This is a genomic window from Streptomyces sp. NPDC004561 (genome assembly GCF_053602155.1).
In genome coordinates this window covers 53,838-71,331 of record NZ_JBSGDB010000002.1, presented here as the reverse complement: position 1 = coordinate 71,331, position 17,494 = coordinate 53,838, and the positions used below count along the sequence as shown (strand labels likewise).

Below are 17,494 nucleotides of genomic sequence, written 5' to 3'. Positions count from 1 at the left end.
ACACGGACGTCCAGCGGGCCCAGAGGCGGGTGAACGCCTCCGAGGCGATCTCGTGGGCGGTCTCGTCGTCGTCGACCAGACGGCGGCACCAGCCGGCCAGGCGCGGGTAGAGAGCGGCGAACAGCTCTGCTGCCGCCTTCTCACGGGACCGTTTCAACGCTCTCCATGGGGGGATGGGGGCACTCTTCGCGCCCGGGGGCACGGGGCGCCCGCTGGAAAGACCCCGGACCGACGGCGTACGTTCCATCGGCCCGGGATCGGGGCGGGCGGCGACCGTTCAGTGGCTCGCGGTGCTCAACGCGGCGAAGACGATCACGTTGTCGAGATAGCCGTCGCCGGTACGGGGTCCGCCGCACGTGATGAGCCGCAACTCGGGCCGGTCGACGTCGCCGTAGACCGCCTTCGTCGGAAAGTCGGCCTTGGCGACGGTCCGTACGGAGGTGACGGTGAACTCGGCCGATCTGCCGTTCTCCAGGCGCACCGTGATCCCGTCGCCCCGGCGCAGCCGGTCGAGGTGGCGGAAGACGCCGTCCCCGTAGGCGCCGACCGTGACATGGCCGAGGATCACCGACGGACCCGTCCGGCCCGGCGTCGGGGAGTTCTGGTACCAGCCCGCCTGGTCGTGCGCGGTGATCGGGGGCACCTGCACGCTGCCGTCCGGCGCCAGTCCGAGTCGCATGACCGGGGTGTCGACGCCGATCTCGGGGATCCGCAGCCGCGCCGGGACCGAACGGCCCAGCGTGCGCGGCGCGTTCACCGGGTCCGTGGAGGGCCGGGCGGTCACGGGCGTGCCGCTGGGGCGGGTGGCGGATGCCCCGTCGCCGCCGTGACCGGCGCAGCTCACGAGCAGCGAGGCCGACGCCGCGGTGACGAACGCGCGCCTGGAGAGGTGGGTCATGCCCCGGTCGCCCGTCGGCGGCGCACGAGGAAGACCGCCGCGCCGCCCACCGCGAGGGCTCCGGCGGCACTGCCGCCGATCAGCGTGCCGTCCGAGCCGGAGCCGTTGGAGGCGGTGGTCACGCCGGTGTCGGGAGCGCCACTCGGTACGACGCCGACCTGGCCGCGTCCCTCGCTCGGCGCGACGGTCGGCACGGGGGTGGCCGCCCGGCTCGGCGCCCGGGTGGGGACCGCGCTCGGCTCCGCGCTGGCCGGGGCGCTCGGCCGGGGCGACGGTACGGAGGTGGCGGAGGGACGGGGGGTCGGGGACGCGCTCCCGCCGTGCGCGAACGCGGGCACCGTGCTCGCCAGCACGGCGACGCAGGCGGCTGCCGTGGCGCTGAGGACTGTTCGGCGCATGAATCGCTCTCTTTCGTCGGCCGGCCCGGCGGGTGGCCGGGCAGGCTGCGTGATGGATCGAGCGGAGAGACGAGACAGGATCGGCACAGGTTGTAAAGGATCGGCAAAGTCGCGCGTGCGGGGCACGGGCTGTGGCGCGCGGTCAGCTCCCGGGGCAGGCGCATGCCGGCTGCAGGCCGGCCTTCACAAGCCGGCGGCACGTCGAGCACGAGCGACCCTTGGCGTTTCCGCCCGGACGCGGCGGGAACCGAACGGCGACCGCGGACGTCGCAGTGACGTCCGGCGGCTCGAAGGAGTGGTCATGATGACGGAGGACCGCAGACGGGGTCGAGGACGGCCCTCGCTCGCGGCCGCCCTGGTCACCCTCTCCTGTCTCCTGACCGCCTGCGGGGGCAGCGGCGGCGGCTCGGAGGCGGACTCCGCACCGCCGCGTCCTGCCACGAGTCCACCCACCGCCACCCCGCCGCAGGGAACCCCCGGCTCGCCCTCCGCGACAGAGTCGGCGTCGTCGCCGTCGACACCGACCCCGTCCGCTCACGGGACGGCCTCCGTGTCCCCGGGGTGCGTCGCGGGCTCCGCCACCGTCGTCCACAACCCCGGCGACGCCTCCGTCCACGCCCTGTGCGTGCGATCCGGTACGACGGTGACCGTCGTCCTGGAGCCACGCGCCCATGGCCCCTGGCCACGGCCGCGCAGCAGCAACCCGATGCTGGCGCTGGTGACCTCCTCCGCCACCGACGCCAAGGGCGCCGCCCGGGTCACCTTGCGTGCCGCGCGCATCGGCGCGGTGACCGTGACCTGGGGTCCCGAGAGCGCGCCGCTCTTCACCCTTCGGCTGAGTGTGGCGGCGTATCCGGTGCAGTGAACCCGAACGCCGGACGGCCGGTGCGCCCCGGGAGCGGGGTTCGCACCGGCCGTCGTCGTATGACGGGCCTTACGGTGGCGATCAGTCCTTGCGGCCCTTGAGGCGCCGTACGTCGAAGGACCGGATGCCGCGCCCGTGCGTGGCGGCGTACAGCTTGCCGTCGGGGCCGAGACGCAGCTGCATCACTGCCGTGGTGGGCAGGTTGTGGCCCAGGACCAGCCACTTCGTGGCGCCGGCGGGCCGGTAGAAGGTGGCCAGGTCGGTGCCGAGGGCGAGACCGCCGTTCGGCAGGAGCTTGACCGTGTCGGCGGGCACGTCGGGCAGGTTGGCGGAGATGTCAGTCCAGCTCGCTCCGCCGTCCTTGGACTCGAAGACGTGGCCGACGCCGGCGCCCGGGCCCTCGGTGAACCGGCGGGAGAAGCCGTTGATCGCGACGTACACGTGCTGCGCGTCGGCCGGGTCGATCTCGAAGCCCGAGACGTAGCGGTTCGGGACGGTGCCGTCGACCGGGAGGTTCAGCTGGTGCCAGCCGGTGCCGTCGGCGTTGCCGACCGCGATGCCGCGGGTGAAGCCCTGGTTGTTGCAGGGGCCGCACCAGCCGACGTAGACCGTGCCGCCGGAGGACGCGACGGCCGTGGCCGTGTGGCCCTCACCGAGGTCGTAGGCGTTCGCCCACTCCTTGCCGGAGCGGATCGCGTAGCCCTTGGTGTTCACCCACACATGCCGGCCGCCCGCGATCCAGGTGTCGGTGTTCTTGGCGTCGGCGGTGATCGGGGCGATGAAGCGGGCGCCATTGCCGCCCTGGTCCTTGTCCGGCGGGGCGACCTCGTACTCGGTGGCCTTCGACGGGTCGGTCGTCCAGGATCCGTTGTTGACACCGCAGTTCTGGGTGACCCACATGTCGAGGTAGACGTATTCCTGGGCGATGTCGCAGCCGTTGGCGGGGTCGGTGATGGTGTCGCCGCCGTCGCCGCCGAAGTCGGAGCCCATGACCTTGTCGTGGCCGCGCAGGATCGACTGGCCGTTGTCCTGCAGTCCGCCGGTGACCGAGACGCCGCCGTTGGTCAGGTCTTTGCCGACGCCCACCGAGTAGTACTGAAGGGCGTCGAGGCTGCCGTCGTTGAGGGACTGCCAGTCCTTGGCGTGGCCGCCGGAGTCGACCGCGCCGTTCAGCGGGCGCCGGTAGATGCCGCCGTCGTTGCCGACGTACGCCCAGCTCTTGCCCTGGTGGCTGCCGAACGCGACCGCGTGCTGGTCGGAGTGGGTGGTGGGTGAGCAGTCGCCGGACTGCTTGGCCGGGTCGATGCTCCAGCAGGGGAAGGGGAAGTTCCAGTACGGGCCCGGGGTGGTCCAGGTCGAGCCGCCGTTCTTGGTCTCGAAGACCTCTTCCAGACCGAGGTAGACGTGGTCGGGGTCGGCCGGGTCGACCTGGAGGAACTGGTTGTACCAGGACTGGATGCCGGGCATGTACCCCGCGGTCTGCAGGGCGGATCCGGACGCCTTCAGCTTGGTGTAGTCCGCGATCAGCGTCCACGGGCCGAACGGCGAGCCGTTCTTGGAGATGTACACGCCCTTGAGCCCGCTGTCCGGGTTGGCGGCCGTCTGCGCCGGGGACTGGTCGATGGCGTACAGGCGCGAACCGTCGGCCGCGGCGGCGAAGGTCATGTTACCGACGTCTTCGCTGCCGGTGGGCAGGTCACCGAGCCCGCTGACCGGCTTCCAGCTACCGTCGTCCTGCTTGGTGTACAGGCCGTTGTAGGTGTCGCCGCCGCGCCAGCCGACCGCGAGCAGGACCTTGTTCGGGTCCTTGGGGTCGACGGCGATGTCGTTGGCGATGTTCTTGTACGGCGCGCTCGGGTCGTCCGCCTTCGAACCACCCGGCAGATAGTCCGGGTTGGGGGCGAACTCGTGCTTCCAGGGCCCGGACAGGGTGGTCGTGGAGTGCGACCAGACTCCGGTGCTGGTGGCCGCCCACACCTTGGTACCGGCGAAGCGCAGGGCGTGGATGACGGTGGACTCCAGTTCGGCCCCGCCGACGCGGTCGCCGGGCTGGAACTGCCCGTGGCGCGGGTCCTTCAGGACGTACACGCCCGTGCCCACGAAGGACGTCGCCCCGGTGTTGGACTCGCCGGTGGCGTACCAGAGCCGCTTGTGGCCGTCCAGGGCGAGGGTGCCCGTCGACAGGGACGGGAGCCTGTCGGAGATCGGCTTCCAGTGTCCGCCGCCGGTGGTGGAGCGGAAGACTCCGCCGTTGGCGCCGCCCGCGTACACATAGCCCTGGTCGTCGGCGGCGATGCCGGTGATCCGGCCCGTGACGTCGCCCGCGCCGCCGCTGGAGTTGGAGTTCACATCGCGGTAGCGGGGGTCGTCGGCGTTGTACGCCTTCTTGGTGACGTGGTCCCAGCCGCCGCTCGTGTGCCTCATCGACTGCAACTGCTGCCAGGCCGCCCCGTAGGCGCCGGGCGCTACCACGCCGGGCGCGGTGCGGGCCTCGGTGAACTGGGCCGTGGCCTCGGCGGAGTTCTCCGCCTCGTCGGCTCCGTCGTCATCGCCCTCTGCGGCGAACGCCGACCTTCCGTGGCCCGCGTGCACCGCCTTGACGTGCTGCCGGCCCATGGCGGCCTGGTGGCGCGCCTGCCAGGGGCGGGGTCTTGCGTCGTTCGACGACGCGAACGACTGGGTGCTCACCAGTCCGAACGCGGCCGCCACGACGGTGCAGGTGATGAACCGTCGCTGGTGCTTCGGGGGCAACATGCCCTCTCCTCCCTGCACCGGGCATATGGGGGTGTCCCGGCACAGAGGGGATCTTGGCGTGACCACATCAGCCACACAAAGGGCTCACAGGAAAAATGGCGGGGTGTTTACCTTGCCCCTCACATGAACCTGAAGTCGCTTTCGCCACAACCCACTTCGCGCCGGCCCCGGCTCACCGCACGAGCCGGTGCGGCCGGGCTTCCGGGGCTCCTGTCGCGCGCGGTGCGACCGTGACCGCGGCGACGGGTCCGCCTGGCGAGCCCAGCCGGGCGTCCTGTGACCGGAGTTGGAGCAAGCGGTCAAGGACACGTCAATAATCGTGATGGGCGATCCGTGTGCGTCTCGCGTCGCGGTCCTCGTTGGGCTTGAGTCTCCACCAAGGGGAGATGCCAAGGTGGACGCATGGACGGCGCAACGCTCTACTCGATCGGCGACCTGGCCCGGCGAACCGGACTGACGGTCAAGACCATCCGCTTCTACTCCGATCGCGGGATCGTGGCGCCGACCGACCGCAACCCGGCCGGCTTCCGCCTCTACGACATCGACGCCGCCGCGCGCCTTGACCTCGTACGGACCCTCCGCGACCTGGGACTGGACCTTTCGACCATTCGGAAGGTCCTGGACCGTGAGCTCTCGCTTCCCGAGGTCGCCGCGACGCACGCCGACGCGCTGGCGGTCCAGATGCGCACCCTGCGCCTGCGGCGCGCGGTGCTGACGGCGGTGGCCAAGCGCGGTTCCAGCCCTGAGGAGTTGGATCTCATGCACAAGCTCGCCAAGCTCTCCGAAGACGAACGCCGCCACCTGATCGGAGACTTTCTCGCTGCCGCCTTCGGTGGTGTGCACAACGCCCCGGTCTTCGCGGCGATCGGGCGCTCCATGATCCCCGAGCTGCCCATCGACCCCCGGGCGGAGCAGGTGGAGGCGTGGGTGGAGCTGGCTGAGCTCTCTCAGGACTCCGGCTTCCGTGCCCTCATGCGGCACATCGCAGAGGACCAGGCGTCCGAGCAGGCCCGGAGCAGAGCCGGCGGGCTGGGCCGCGACCTCATTGCGACCGTCCGCGACCGGACCGCCCCGGTCCTCGGAGCCGGCATCACCCCGACCGCGCCCGGGGCCGACCCGGTCGTCGCGGCACTGACGGCCCACTACGCGAACGTCGTCGGCGCCCCCGACGACGTCGAGCTTCGCCGTAGGCTCATCTCCAGGCTGGAGACGGCGAACGATCCTCGCCGGGAGCGGTACCTGCGGCTGCTCGCAGTGATCAACGACTGGCCCGCCCCGGAGAGCCTCGCCCCCGTCCTGGACTGGGCCGTCCAGGCCCTGCGCGCCCGGACCGTCATCAGTGTGAACGACGGTTGAAGGGGTCCACCGCGAATGATTCCTGAATGCTGAGCAGCCGGCATTCAGAACTCGCCCTTCTCCTTGCAGTACAAGAAATCCTCAAGCCCGGCCTCATGCGCCCGGTAGGTCTCTCCAGTCCAGACGGAGAACCGCGAGGTCGTCCGTGTGGCGGTCGGCGTTGAGGGTGCGGGTGCCGGCTATGAGGCGGTCGAGGTGGGTGCCGGGGTCGGGCGCCTGGATGTCGTCGAGGATACGGAGCAGGCCGTCCACTCCGAGCCGGGCGCCCGTGCTGTCCGCGAAGCCCTCGATGAGGCCGTCGGTGTAGGCGATGAGCGCGCCGCGGGCGGGCAGTGCGAGGGTGGTGGCGGCCCACTTGCCGAGGCCGGGTGCGATGCCCAGGGCGACTCCGTGCGCGGCGGTGACCTCCCGGGTGCCGTCAGGGGTCACGAGGAGGGGTTCGTGGTGGCCGGCCAGGTGCAGGGTGAGGGTGCGCGCGCCCGGATCGAGGGTGATGAGGGTGCAGGTGGTGAACAGATCGCTGCCCGTGCGTTCGGCGATGTGGATCTGTTCGAGGAGGTGGAGCAGATGCTGGTCGCGATGGCCGCCGAGGGTCAGGGCGCGCCAGGCTATCCGCAGGCAGACGCCGAGGGCGGCGGCGTCGGCCCCGTGTCCGCTGACGTCTCCGATGATGGCGTGGACCTGGCCGTCGTCGGTCTGGACGACGTCGAGGAAGTCGCCCCCCAGCAGCGCCTGCGCCCGGCCGGGGTAGTACCGGCTGGAGGCGGTGACGGCGCCGGGTGACAGGAGGGGTTCGGGCAGCAGACCGCGTTCCAGGCGGGCGTTCTCCGCGGCGCGCAGGCGCCCGATCTGGAGGGCCGCGTTGGCGCGTTCGGCCTGCTTTCGCTGGACGGCGTAGCGGACGGCGCGCTGCATCAGGTCGGGTTCGACCTTGCCCTTGATGAGGTAGTCCTGGGCGCCGGCGGCGAGGGCGTCGACTCCCGCGCGGGGTTCGTCGAGTCCGGTCAGGACGATGATGGCGGCATGGGTGTCGCCCTGGACGGCCTGGACGGTCTCCACCCCGGACGCGTCGGGCAGGTGCAGGTCGAGCAGGACGCAGTCGACGGGGTCCGACGCGAGCGTCGTACGCGCTTCGGCAGCCGTACGGCAGCGCGAGAGCACGTGCGGCATGTCGGTGTCGTGGAGGAGTTCCTCGACCAGCAGGGCGTCTCCGTCGTCGTCCTCCACCAGGAGGATGCGGAACCGTTCCGCGCGCACCGTGGCTTGTTCGGTCACGACCGCGCCTCTCCTTCCGGGGCGGTGGGCGCGGGCCCGGGGAGGGTGAAGAGGACACGGGTGCCCAGCTTGTAGCCGGAGTCGATCCTGATCGTGCCGCCGTGGAACTCGATCACCTTCTTGCACATCGCGAGGCCGATTCCCGTGCCGGGATAGGCGTCCTTGGTGTGCAGCCGCTGGAAGAGGACGAAGACCTTCTCGTGGAACTCCGGCGCGATGCCGATGCCGTCGTCGGTGACCGAGAACTCCCACACGCCCTCGTGGGACACGGCGCCGATGTGGATGCGCGGCGGCCGGTCGGGGCTGCGGAACTTGATCGCGTTGGACAGCAGGTTCTGCCACAGGATGCCCAGTTGGGTGCTGTCCCCGACGACCGTCGGCAACGGGTCATGGGTGATCTCGGCGTCGCTCTCCTCCACGGCCACGCTGAGCGCGTCCAGGGTCCGGCTCAACGCCTCTTCGAGGTCCACGGTCTGGTGGTCGTTGTGGATCCGGCCGACCCGGGAGAAGGCCAGCAGGTCGTTGATCAGGGTCTGCATACGGTTGGCGCCGTCGACGGCGAACGCGATGTACTGGTCCGCCTTCTCGTCCAACTGCCCGCCGTAGCGCCGCTGCAGGAGCTGGGTGAAGCTGGACACCTTGCGCAGGGGCTCCTGCAGGTCGTGCGAGGCGACGTAGGCGAACTGCTCCAGTTCGGTGTTCGACCGCTTCAGCTCGTCCGCCTGCTCGTCCAGCAGGCGGCGGGCCGCCTCGGCGAACTGGAGCTCCTCCACCAGCCGCCGGCGCATCGACTCCACGTCCGAGGCCAGCTGCCGCAGGTCGGCGGGGCCGGTACCGGCGAGCGAGCGGTCGAACCCGCCCTGTGCGACCTCGCGGGCGGCCGCGCCGAGCCGGGTGAGCGGGCCGGTGACGCCACGGCGCAGCCCCTCGAAGACGAGGGCGGCCACGAGGACGATGACGAAGGCGATGAACGCGAACATCCAGTTCCGCAGTGTCACCGCCTGCCTCAGCTCACGCGTGGACGCCGTCCGCTCGCTCTGCAGATGGTCCTGCTGCCGTGCCATCGTGCTCCGCAGGGCGTCGAACGTGGACTTGCCCTCCGTGGCGCGCTGTGTGGCGATCCTCATCGCCTCCGGGGAGGAGGCGGCCGAGACGGGGCGGGCGACGCGCTCCTGCCAGGTGCCGGCCAGCCTCTCGACCTCGGCCAGGTCGGCGCCGGCCCGGGCGTCGCCCTCGACCAGTGGCCGCAGCCGCCGCAGGGCGGCCTGCTCGTCGGTCACGCCCTGCGCGTACGGCTGCAGGAAGTCCGAACGGCCCGACAACCCGTATCCACGGATCCCCGTCTCCTGGTTGACCAGGGCCTCCTCGACCCGCATGGCCTGGATGAGGGCGGGCGAGCGCCGGTCCACCAGCTCCGACGTGATCTGCGACGTGCGCCACATGGCCCAGCCGCCCAGCGACCCGAGTACGGCCAGGACGGCCAGGGCGGCGGCGACCCCCACCCGCAGCCAGCGCCGGGTGGTCCAGCCGGAGAACGCACCACCCGTGGCGGCGGGCTCCGTCTTTATCGCGGTCTGCATGGTTTCCTCGACGAGTGGGCCGCTGTTGTCATAGGGCAAGCACACTGTACCCACGCACCGACAACACATGTTGTCCCACGCGTGATCGACGCCGTAGGGTGATGCCATGCCCGGACCGGCCTCCACTCCGCCCTTGCCCGGGGAGGAGGCCGCGCTGGTGACTCGGGTGGTGGACGAGATCGCCCGGCAACTCGCCGAGGACCGCGCCCTCCCGCCCTCGGGGCCGGCGGACGCCGTCGGCGGCGCCCGGCGACGTGCGCTCGTCCGGCTGCGTATCCTCAGCGGCGTCAGACAGGCCGTGCGGCACCTGGAGGACCAGGCGGCCCACGCCGCGGCCGCGAGCGGGGCCGGATACCCCGAGATCGGCCGGGCCATGGGCATGAGCCGTCAGGGGGCCCGCCGCCGCTGGCCAGGCCTGATCACCAACCACACACCCTCCCCGACCTCTCCCGAACCCCGGAGCTCGTGACCCATGGCTGCCGCCGCAACCCGCCCTTACGACGTCCTGCTGGTCGAAGACGACGTCGCCGACGCCATGCTCATCCAGGACGCCCTCGCCGAGCGCGGTACCCGTAACCTCACCCAGGTCTCCGACGGCATAGAAGCCCTGGAATACCTGCGCGACCCGGACAACGAGCGTCCCGACCTCATCGTGCTCGACCTCAACATGCCGCGCATGAACGGGCGGGAGTTCCTCGCCGTGGTCAAGGAGGACGCCGAACTGCGGACCATCCCGGTCGTCGTGCTGACCACATCCGCCGCGCCCGACGACGTCAGTGGCGCCTACCGCCACCACGCCAACGCCTACGTCACCAAACCGGTGAACCTGGTGGACTTCGAGGCGGCCGTCCGCAGCATCGACACCTTCTACCTCGACATCGCGGTCAAGCCCCCCAAGGAGTAGGCGCGGCCGCCGAGCTGTCCCGCCCTTCCGGCCTCCCCGACGAGACGGCGGGGCGGGACACCGCCGTCTCCGCGTCCTCGTCCAGGGGGAGCGTCGCGGTGACGCGCTTGCCGGTGCCCTCCCGTCGCGCGCTGAGACCGACGGCGACGGCTCTCACGATCTCCAGCCCGTGCTGACCCACCCGCCGGGGATTCGCCGCCCGTACGGTGGGCAGAACGGGATCGCTGTCCCACACCTGCACCTCGATCACCTCCCCGGTCAGGCGAAGCCCCAGCAGAACAGGACCGGGCGCGTACTTGCAGGCGTTGGTGACAAGCTCGCTGACCACCAGTTGGATGAGATCCACCCGCCGGGCGGGAACGGCGCGCCCACGTCCGGACGCGATCTCCGCGAGAAAGGCGGCGGCCAGGTGGCGTGCTTCGGCTATGCAGCCTTCGCCGCCGGACAGCGTCGTCGTCATCGACCCGCCGCCGTCCGGTCCGCCGCGGCGCTTCCCCTCGCGCTCCTGATCCATGCCCTCTGCCATGCCCACCTCGTCCGCCGAACCCCCGTACCCGGGCGGCTGTCAGACCCGTGCATGTATCTGTGACAGGGCTCTCCGGGTGCTCAACCACTACCACGCGCGGGCGGTTCTCCGACGGGGAAGTCCAGGATCCCCCAGGTCTGCCGAGGTCGAACGGGGGCAGCCGTGCTGGTGCACGCACGCACACCGCTGACGACGGGGAGACGGGGCATGATTCTCGACGGCATACCGGCAGCGCCCGACCGGAGCGTCGGACCGGACCTGGCCGCCCGCGGACAACGCCTGCGGCGGCGCCTGGAACGGCTGATCGGCGTGGCCGCGACCGAAGGCAACGAGCTGGTGCCCCTGCGCAACGGCGACGAGATCTTCCCCGCGATGCTCGGGGCGATCCGCTCGGCCGAGCACACGATCGACATGATGACGTTCGTGTACTGGCGCGGTCGGATCGCCCACGACTTCGCCGCCGCCCTCGCCGACCGCGCCCGGGCGGGCGTGCGGGTGCGGCTGCTGCTCGACGGCTTCGGCGCCAAGGAGATCGAGCAGGAGCTGCTGGACCTCATGGATGCGGCGGGCGTGGAAGTGGCGTGGTTCCGCAAACCCGTCCGCCTGTCGCCGTTCAAGCAGAACCACCGCTGTCACCGCAAGGCGCTCATCATCGACGAGCAGACCGCCTTCACGGGCGGCGTCGGCATCGCGGAGGAGTGGTGCGGTGACGCCCGCGGTCCCCGCGAGTGGCGTGACACGCACGTCCGGGTGCGCGGGCCGGCGGTGGACGGTGTCGCGGCCGCGTTCGCGCAGAACTGGGCCGAGTGCCACGACGAACTCTTCGACGACCGCGACCGGTTCGTCGAGCACCCGCAGGCGGGTTCGTCGGTGGTCCAGGTCGTGCGCGGCTCCGCGAGCATCGGCTGGCAGGACATGCAGACACTCATCAGGGTCATGCTCACCTCCGCCGAGGAGCGATTCCGCCTCGCCACCGCGTACTTCGCCCCGGACACCTTCTTCATCGACCTGCTGTGCCGGACCGCCCGCCGGGGCGTGCGCGTGGAGATCCTGCTGCCCGGCCCCCACACCGACCAGCGCGCCTGCCGGCTGGCCGGCCGGCATCACTACACGCGTCTGCTGGAAGCGGGCGTGAGCATCCGCGAGTACCAGCCGACCATGATGCACGCCAAGATCATCACCGTGGACTCGGTCGCCGCCCTCATCGGATCCAGCAACTTCAACCGGCGCTCGATGGACCACGACGAGGAGGTCATGCTCGCCGTCCTGGACGAGGGGTTCACCGCGTCGCTCGACCGCGACTACGAGGCGGACCTGCGGCGCAGCGCGGACATCGACCTCGCCCGCTGGAGACGACGCGCGCTGCTCCAGCGCGCCAGGGAGGTGGCCGTCACCCCGATCCGACGCTTCCTTTGACGGCAGGCGCGGGAAATACGGGCTTCCCCTGTCCAGGGTTCCTACCATGGCAGGCGCGGCCGCCCTCGCCTGTGCGTGCGGGAGTCGCCCGGCCGGGGGTGCTTGCCCGGCGGCTCATCGGGTACCGCGTTTGAATGAAGGTGGTAACCGTATGGACGGGCGATTACTGAAAGCGATGCGTTCGTGACTGGCCTCAGTGGCTCCGGAGACGGCCGGGCAAGTGACCCGGGCGACGACCCCGCGTCCCTCGCGTCGACGGTCGCCGGAGCTGTGGACAGTCTGGTCGACCTGTGGTCGGTCGCGGCCCAGGGGGCGAGCCTGCGCCTGTCGCCGCACCAGTTGCGGGCCCTGCGCATCCTGGAGTCGGAGCCAGGGCTCAATCTCACCGGCCTGGCCTCGGGCATGGACATCGGGCTGCCGACCGCCAGCCGGCTGTGCGACCGGCTGGAGGCGGCCGGCCTGCTGGAACGCGTGCTGCACCCGCAAAAGCGCCGTGAGGTGCAGCTCCACCTCACGGGGCACGGCCGGCAGGTGCTGGGCGAGGTGGCCTCGCGCAGGTCGCAGGCGCTGGCCGCCGTACTCGCGGCCATGAAGCCCGCGGAGCGGGCGGCTCTGAGTCGAGGGCTCCGGGGCTTCGCGACCGCTCAGGACGACGGCCGGGACGGCGTCGACTGACAGGGGCGCGTCAGCCCTGGCGGCCGCGCCAGTCGAGACAGACCACGGCGGCGTCGGAGACGAGGTCGCTGCTGCCGAAGTGCTCGATCAGCCCGGAGACGACGGCGCGGGCCACCTCGTGCGGCGGTCCGGGCCGGGTGGCGCTGAGGATCTGGCGCAGGGCGGCCTCGCCGAAGAGATCGCCTGCGGCGGAGCGGGCGCCGTGCACGCCGGTGCTCACCGCGATGATCCGGTCGCCCGGTTCGACCTGGAAGCTCTGCTCCACGTAGTCGGTCTCCTCGAACATGCCGAGCGGAAGCTGCGCTTCCAGCTCGATTCGCTCGGCGTGGCCGGACCGCAGACGGAACAGCTGGGGCGAACCCGCGTCGACCGCGTCCACCGCGCCGGTGGCCAGGTCGAACCGCAGCAGCAGCGTCGAAACGTACGCCTTGCCGCCGTACTGGGCGTAGACGGCCTGATCGGCGAGCGAGGCCTGATCGGCCAGGGCGAGGCCGGCCCGCCGGGCATTGCGCAGGGCTCCCACGGTGAGGCTGGTGAGGAGGGCTGCTTCGATGCCCTTCCCCATGCCGTCGGTGACGGTGAGGGTGAGGTGGTCGGCCGTGGCGGACCAGTCGAAGTTGTCGCCCCCGATGTCGTAGGCCGGCTCCAGGTGCGCGCCGATGACGTACTCGTCGCGCAGGGTGCCCCGGCCGGGGAGGAGTTGCCACTGCATCTCGGCGGCGAGGGTGAGGCGGCGGGTGCGGCGGGCCTGGAGGTACAGGTCGGTGTCGCGGTCGGCGGTGGAGACCTCGTGACCGAGCGCGGTGGCGAAGTCACTCAGCTGGAGCACGGTGTCCGGGTCCGCGGCCCCTGCGGGCAGGCGTACGGAGAGGACTCCCAGGCGGTCTCCGCGCACGGTGATGGGGAGGTGCACCAGGTGCCCGGCCGGCTCGTGGAGGACCTCGATCACCGGGCTCTGCTGTACGAAGGCGCTGCCGGCCGGGCCCTCACGGGCGGGGACGGGGTCGCCCGTGAGAGGGAGGTTGGACACCGGCTGCAGGACGGTCAGTCCGTAGTCGGCGAGGAGGAGGGTCACCTCCTCGGCTCCGAGGCGTTCGGCGAGGACGCGGCGCGCCGTGGCGACCAGGGCGTGGGGCGGGGCCCCGCGCAGTTGCGCTTCCACCGAAGGGAGCGGTTCAGAGGCGTTCACGGCATCGGCCCTCTCGGCTTGTGGCTTCCACGCTACCGCCACCGGCCGGAGCGGCGGGCGCGTGCGAGGCGGGGACGGCGACACCGCCGGGTCGCTCGCCGGGCCCCGTGACCGTACGGGCTCACGGCCGTGTGGGCCGCCCGCGCCAGTCGAGGCACACGACCAGCGCGTCGTCGTCCGCCAGCGCCGCCGTGCCACGGTGGCTGCTCAGTTCCCGCAGGATGGCGCGGGGGACCTCGGCGGCGGGCAGCAGCCGAGTGGAGTGGATGGCCCGGACGAGGGCCGCCTCTCCGTATGCCTCGCCCTTGGGGGACGCCACCGCGTGGACGCCGTCGCTGACGAAGACGAGCCGGTCGCCGGGCTCGACCTTGAAGTCCTGCGCCACGTAGTCCGTCTCCTCGAACATGCCGAGCGGGAGCTGGGCGTCGAAGGTGACGCGCTCGACGTTGCCACCGCGCAGCCGCAGCAGCTGCGGGGAGCCCGCGTCCACGACGCTCGCCCGGCCGGTGGCCAGATCGAACTCGAACATCAGGACGGACAGATAGCAGCGTCCCCGGTAGTGGGCGTAGACGGCCTGGTCGGCCAGGGCCGCCTGGTCGGCGATGGCGAGGCCGGCCCGCCGGGCGTTGCGCAGGGCGTTGATGGCGAGGTTGGTCAGCAGGGACGCCTCTATCCCCTCGCCCATGCCGTTGGTGACGTAGAGCATCAGGTGGTCGGCCGTGGCGGACCAGTCGAAGTTGTCACCGAAGATGGCGTAGGCCGGCTCCAGCTGGGCTCCCAGGTCGTACTCGGAGCGGGAGCAGGAGCGGCCGGGCAGCAGCTGCCACTGCATCTCGGCGGCCAGGGTGAGCCGGTCCTTGCGGCGCGCCTGGAGGTACAGGTCGGTGTCGCGCTCGGCCACGTACACCTCGCGCCCCAGCACCTCGGCGATCTCGGCCAGTTCGGGCAGACACGCGCGCGCCGCGTCGCTCCCGGGCAGGGTCAGCGAGAGCACGCCGAGCCGGTCACCGCGTACGCTCACCGGCAGATGCACGCGTGCACGCCCGTCCCGCTCCTCCTCCCAGTACGGCTCCTGCGAGCCGAAGGCCCGTCCCTCCGGGCTGCCGTGCGCCGGCACGGGCTCCAGGGTGTGCGGCAGCACCGACACCGGCTGAAGGACCGTCAGGCCGTAGTCGGCCATGAACAGCTCGACGGCCTCAGCGTCGTACCGCTCGGCCAGGACGGCGCGGACGGCGTCGAGCAACTCGTGGGGAGCCGCTGTGCGCAGAGCGCGAGCAGCGGCTTCGAATCTGTTCACGATGGGAAATACACCAATCCTTCTCCGGAAGACCGTACGGGCTCGCTCACGAAGCCGGGCCCGGTGAGGAGCCGCGTCGGTCGTCCCGAGTCATCTGTTGCCGGTGCGGGCGCCTAGTACGCTGACAGGCACCACAGTGCCTGCGAGAGTGTGACCGTGACTGCCTTCCGCCGCCGCCCGGAGCCCGACGAAGTCGCCCGTGTGACCACCACGGCCGTCGAGTTGCTGGAGGTCGTGTGGGGCCGGGCCTCGACCGCGCCCACCTCCGCGTCCCAGCTGCGGGTGCTGCACATCCTCGAACACCACGAGGGCATCAATCTGCGCACCCTGGCCGAGTCCCTCGCGTCCACCCCGCCCTCGACCAGCAGGCTGTGCGACCGGCTGCAGGCCGCGGGCTTCGTCGAGCGGGTGGTGAGCCCGGAGGACCGGCGCGAGGTGCGGCTGCGGCTCAGCGGCCGGGGCCGCGCCTTCCTCGCCGACCTGCGCGCCCGCAGGGAGCGGGAGTTGCAGAAGGTCCTGGCGGGTATGCCCGCCGCCAAGCGCGTCGCGCTGCTGGAGGGACTGGAGGCGTTCTGCGCGACCGCGGCCACGCAGATACACGACGACACCCCGGACTCCGGCAACCGGACCGCCTGAAAGGCCGTACACGGCACCGTCGCCGCCACCGCCCTTCGGCGTTCGCGACCAGCCCACGGAGCGGTCTCCCACCGGAGCATTCCAGGTCCTTCCCCGCGTACGTCCGACACGGCTACTCTGTTGCCTTATGGCTATTGTTGTCAAACGACAACAGTTCTTCGGGTGCCCCCTGCCCCGCTTCATCCGGCCCTCGCGGCTGCCGGAACGGCGCAGCGGCGACCGGGGTTGTGCTGCACCAAGGAGAAATTCAGAGCGGTGGCATACAGACACCAAGCCGCATACGGAGTCAGCGCCGCGGCGGCCGCACGGTCGGTGCCGGCCATCCGGCGGACGAGCCGGGCGTTGCCGCCGTCCAGCAGCACCGTGCCCACCAGACCGCCGAGCGGGCTCCTCCGGCCGAAGAACAGGTGGCTCCACGCCGCGTTGAGCGCGAGATCGACCGTCAGATCGACCGCCAGTGCCGCGCGTTCACGGCCGCGCGCCCGGCTGAGCCCCCGGCCCGCGGCCCAGGCGATCGAGGCGTACAGCGGCGTCCACACCACCCCGAACGCCCAGGAGGGCGGCTGCCATGCCGGCTTGTCCAGCGAGCGGTACCAGGGGCCGCCCGCGTCGACCGCCCGGGCGCCCGCCACCGCGGTCGCGGTGACGGCGACGGCCGCGCAGGCCGTCCACGCGCCGCTGCCGCCCGCACGGGAGCGTTCACCGATGATTTTCATGACCTCCCCAATACCCGCTGAGGCGCGTCACATGGCGGCGGTCACCGTGTCGGGTGCGGTCGGCCCGGTGGAAATGTGTGGTGCGAGGATGACCCGATGCAGGCGGCTTCTGGGATGAAAGTGCACGTGACCCACCATGAGCAGACCTTCGTCGTCACCGTGCGCGGCGAAGTGGACCATGACGACGCCGAGGACTTCGACGCGGCGTGGGAGGCGGCCGATCGGACGGCGCTGCCCGTGACGGCGGTCGATCTGTCCCAGGTGAGCTTCGCCGACAGCATGCTCCTCAACGCTCTCCTCGAGGCCCGGCGCCGTCACCTGGCCGACGGCCGTGACCTCGTGCTCCTCGGCCCCCTGCAGCCGGCGGTCACCCGGCTGCTGACCATCAGCGGCACCATCGACCACTTCACCATCGTCGACGCGGGGCCCGGACCCGGCAGGGCGGACGCCGCCACATCATGAACGGGACTACAGCGGGTAGGCGGGTACGGCACGACGAGACCACTGTGTGATCAAGAAATACCGACCGACCACGCATGGAGACACATCCATGGCCATCACGATCAGGGGGCAGGCAGCGGATGAACCACGACAGGCGGCTCCCCTGCGGCACAGCGCGACCTGGGACCTGGCCGGAATCTCCATCTCCGACGCCCGGCACGCGGTCCGTGGCCTGCTGGCCCGGGCCGGCCATCGTCCCGACCACCGGCCGAGCCAGGACGCCCAGCTCGTGGTCAGCGAACTCGTCACCAACGCGCTCCGCCACGCGCCCGGCCCCGGCGCCCTCCTGCTGGAACTGACGCCCGGCACGGACGAGTTGTGGATCGCCGTCCATGACAGCTCACCCCGCCCGCCCGAGGTGCGGGCCGGTGACGCGGGAACCGTCGGCGGCCACGGGCTGCGCCTGGTCACGCGGCTGTGCGAGCAGGTGCAGACCGTCCCGTCGAAGCTCGGCAAGCAGGTTCTGGCTCGCCTGGTCCTGCGCACGCACGCCGGCTGACCCCGCCGT

Annotated in this window: 19 protein-coding genes; 9 read left to right on the top strand and 10 right to left on the bottom strand. The window is 71.5% G+C overall.

The features are described 5' to 3' along the window. The 3 genes from ACWEN3_RS00645 to ACWEN3_RS00635 form a co-directional block, all read right to left on the bottom strand. The coding region (locus tag ACWEN3_RS00645) for an RNA polymerase sigma factor (RefSeq protein ID WP_452963882.1) at positions 1–157 on the bottom strand (157 nt) is incomplete at its 3' end. Positions 158–277: 120 nt separating this feature from the next. Beyond that, positions 278–898, bottom strand: a complete 621-nt coding sequence (locus ACWEN3_RS00640; RefSeq protein ID WP_452963878.1) for a class F sortase — start codon at positions 896–898, stop codon at positions 278–280. Then, positions 895–1,296, bottom strand: a complete 402-nt coding sequence (locus tag ACWEN3_RS00635; RefSeq protein ID WP_452963876.1) for a sortase-dependent protein — start codon at positions 1,294–1,296, stop codon at positions 895–897. Before ACWEN3_RS00635 ends, ACWEN3_RS00640 begins: the two co-directional genes overlap by 4 nt. A 301-nt stretch (positions 1,297–1,597) precedes the next feature. Between ACWEN3_RS00635 and ACWEN3_RS00630 the strand changes: the two genes are divergently transcribed. After that, positions 1,598–2,161: a hypothetical protein gene (locus tag ACWEN3_RS00630; protein WP_452963874.1), complete on the top strand. Its 564-nt coding sequence runs from the start codon at positions 1,598–1,600 to the stop codon at positions 2,159–2,161. 81 nt (positions 2,162–2,242) lie between these two features. Here ACWEN3_RS00630 and ACWEN3_RS00625 read toward each other — a convergent pair whose 3' ends face one another. Next, complete coding sequence (locus ACWEN3_RS00625; protein WP_452963872.1) at positions 2,243–4,915, bottom strand: WD40/YVTN/BNR-like repeat-containing protein; 2,673 nt, start codon at positions 4,913–4,915, stop codon at positions 2,243–2,245. Positions 4,916–5,317: 402 nt separating this feature from the next. Here ACWEN3_RS00625 and ACWEN3_RS00620 point away from each other — a divergent pair, with 402 nt between their 5' ends. Then, the gene (locus tag ACWEN3_RS00620; RefSeq protein ID WP_452963870.1) at positions 5,318–6,271 is read left to right on the top strand and encodes a MerR family transcriptional regulator; all 954 of its coding nucleotides are present in this window, start codon (positions 5,318–5,320) and stop codon (positions 6,269–6,271) included. A 93-nt stretch (positions 6,272–6,364) separates the two neighbouring features. On the opposite strand, the gene ACWEN3_RS00615 is transcribed toward ACWEN3_RS00620, so the two are convergent. Further along, positions 6,365–7,546: a PP2C family protein-serine/threonine phosphatase gene (locus ACWEN3_RS00615; RefSeq protein ID WP_452963868.1), complete on the bottom strand. Its 1,182-nt coding sequence runs from the start codon at positions 7,544–7,546 to the stop codon at positions 6,365–6,367. Beyond that, complete coding sequence (locus ACWEN3_RS00610; RefSeq protein ID WP_452963866.1) at positions 7,543–9,126, bottom strand: sensor histidine kinase; 1,584 nt, start codon at positions 9,124–9,126, stop codon at positions 7,543–7,545. Before ACWEN3_RS00610 ends, ACWEN3_RS00615 begins: the two co-directional genes overlap by 4 nt. Before the next feature lie 106 nt (positions 9,127–9,232). Here ACWEN3_RS00610 and ACWEN3_RS00605 point away from each other — a divergent pair, with 106 nt between their 5' ends. Further along, positions 9,233–9,595, top strand: a complete 363-nt coding sequence (locus tag ACWEN3_RS00605; protein ID WP_452963864.1) for a hypothetical protein — start codon at positions 9,233–9,235, stop codon at positions 9,593–9,595. Positions 9,596–9,598: 3 nt separating this feature from the next. Next, entirely contained in the window at positions 9,599–10,030 is a 432-nt protein-coding gene (locus ACWEN3_RS00600) for a response regulator (RefSeq protein WP_452963862.1), read from the top strand. Here the strand turns inward: ACWEN3_RS00600 and ACWEN3_RS00595 are convergent. Next, the gene (locus tag ACWEN3_RS00595; protein ID WP_452963861.1) at positions 10,011–10,556 is read right to left on the bottom strand and encodes an ATP-binding protein; all 546 of its coding nucleotides are present in this window, start codon (positions 10,554–10,556) and stop codon (positions 10,011–10,013) included. The genes ACWEN3_RS00600 and ACWEN3_RS00595 overlap by 20 nt on opposite strands. Positions 10,557–10,763: 207 nt before the next feature. Between ACWEN3_RS00595 and ACWEN3_RS00590 the strand changes: the two genes are divergently transcribed. Together ACWEN3_RS00590 and ACWEN3_RS00585 are read left to right on the top strand one after the other, a co-directional pair. Beyond that, positions 10,764–11,972, top strand: a complete 1,209-nt coding sequence (locus ACWEN3_RS00590; RefSeq protein WP_452963859.1) for a phospholipase D-like domain-containing protein — start codon at positions 10,764–10,766, stop codon at positions 11,970–11,972. A 183-nt stretch (positions 11,973–12,155) separates the two neighbouring features. Next, positions 12,156–12,647: a MarR family winged helix-turn-helix transcriptional regulator gene (locus ACWEN3_RS00585; RefSeq protein ID WP_452963857.1), complete on the top strand. Its 492-nt coding sequence runs from the start codon at positions 12,156–12,158 to the stop codon at positions 12,645–12,647. A 10-nt stretch (positions 12,648–12,657) separates the two neighbouring features. Here ACWEN3_RS00585 and ACWEN3_RS00580 read toward each other — a convergent pair whose 3' ends face one another. Both ACWEN3_RS00580 and ACWEN3_RS00575 read right to left on the bottom strand, forming a co-directional pair. Continuing rightward, the gene (locus tag ACWEN3_RS00580; RefSeq protein WP_452963855.1) at positions 12,658–13,836 is read right to left on the bottom strand and encodes a PP2C family protein-serine/threonine phosphatase; all 1,179 of its coding nucleotides are present in this window, start codon (positions 13,834–13,836) and stop codon (positions 12,658–12,660) included. A gap of 121 nt (positions 13,837–13,957) precedes the next feature. Further along, positions 13,958–15,133, bottom strand: a complete 1,176-nt coding sequence (locus ACWEN3_RS00575) for a PP2C family protein-serine/threonine phosphatase (RefSeq protein WP_452963853.1) — start codon at positions 15,131–15,133, stop codon at positions 13,958–13,960. 201 nt (positions 15,134–15,334) lie between these two features. Between ACWEN3_RS00575 and ACWEN3_RS00570 the strand changes: the two genes are divergently transcribed. Next, positions 15,335–15,769, top strand: a complete 435-nt coding sequence (locus ACWEN3_RS00570; protein ID WP_452963880.1) for a MarR family transcriptional regulator — start codon at positions 15,335–15,337, stop codon at positions 15,767–15,769. A gap of 179 nt (positions 15,770–15,948) precedes the next feature. Here ACWEN3_RS00570 and ACWEN3_RS00565 read toward each other — a convergent pair whose 3' ends face one another. Beyond that, positions 15,949–16,485: a TspO/MBR family protein gene (locus ACWEN3_RS00565; protein ID WP_452963852.1), complete on the bottom strand. Its 537-nt coding sequence runs from the start codon at positions 16,483–16,485 to the stop codon at positions 15,949–15,951. 126 nt (positions 16,486–16,611) lie between these two features. On the opposite strand from ACWEN3_RS00565, the gene ACWEN3_RS00560 reads away from it, so the two are divergent. Together ACWEN3_RS00560 and ACWEN3_RS00555 are read left to right on the top strand one after the other, a co-directional pair. Continuing rightward, positions 16,612–16,947 (top strand): STAS domain-containing protein, encoded by a 336-nt coding sequence (locus ACWEN3_RS00560; RefSeq protein ID WP_452963850.1) that lies wholly within the window; start codon positions 16,612–16,614, stop codon positions 16,945–16,947. An 88-nt stretch (positions 16,948–17,035) separates the two neighbouring features. Then, positions 17,036–17,485, top strand: a complete 450-nt coding sequence (locus ACWEN3_RS00555; RefSeq protein ID WP_452963848.1) for an ATP-binding protein — start codon at positions 17,036–17,038, stop codon at positions 17,483–17,485. The last annotated feature ends 9 nt before the right edge of the window (positions 17,486–17,494 follow it).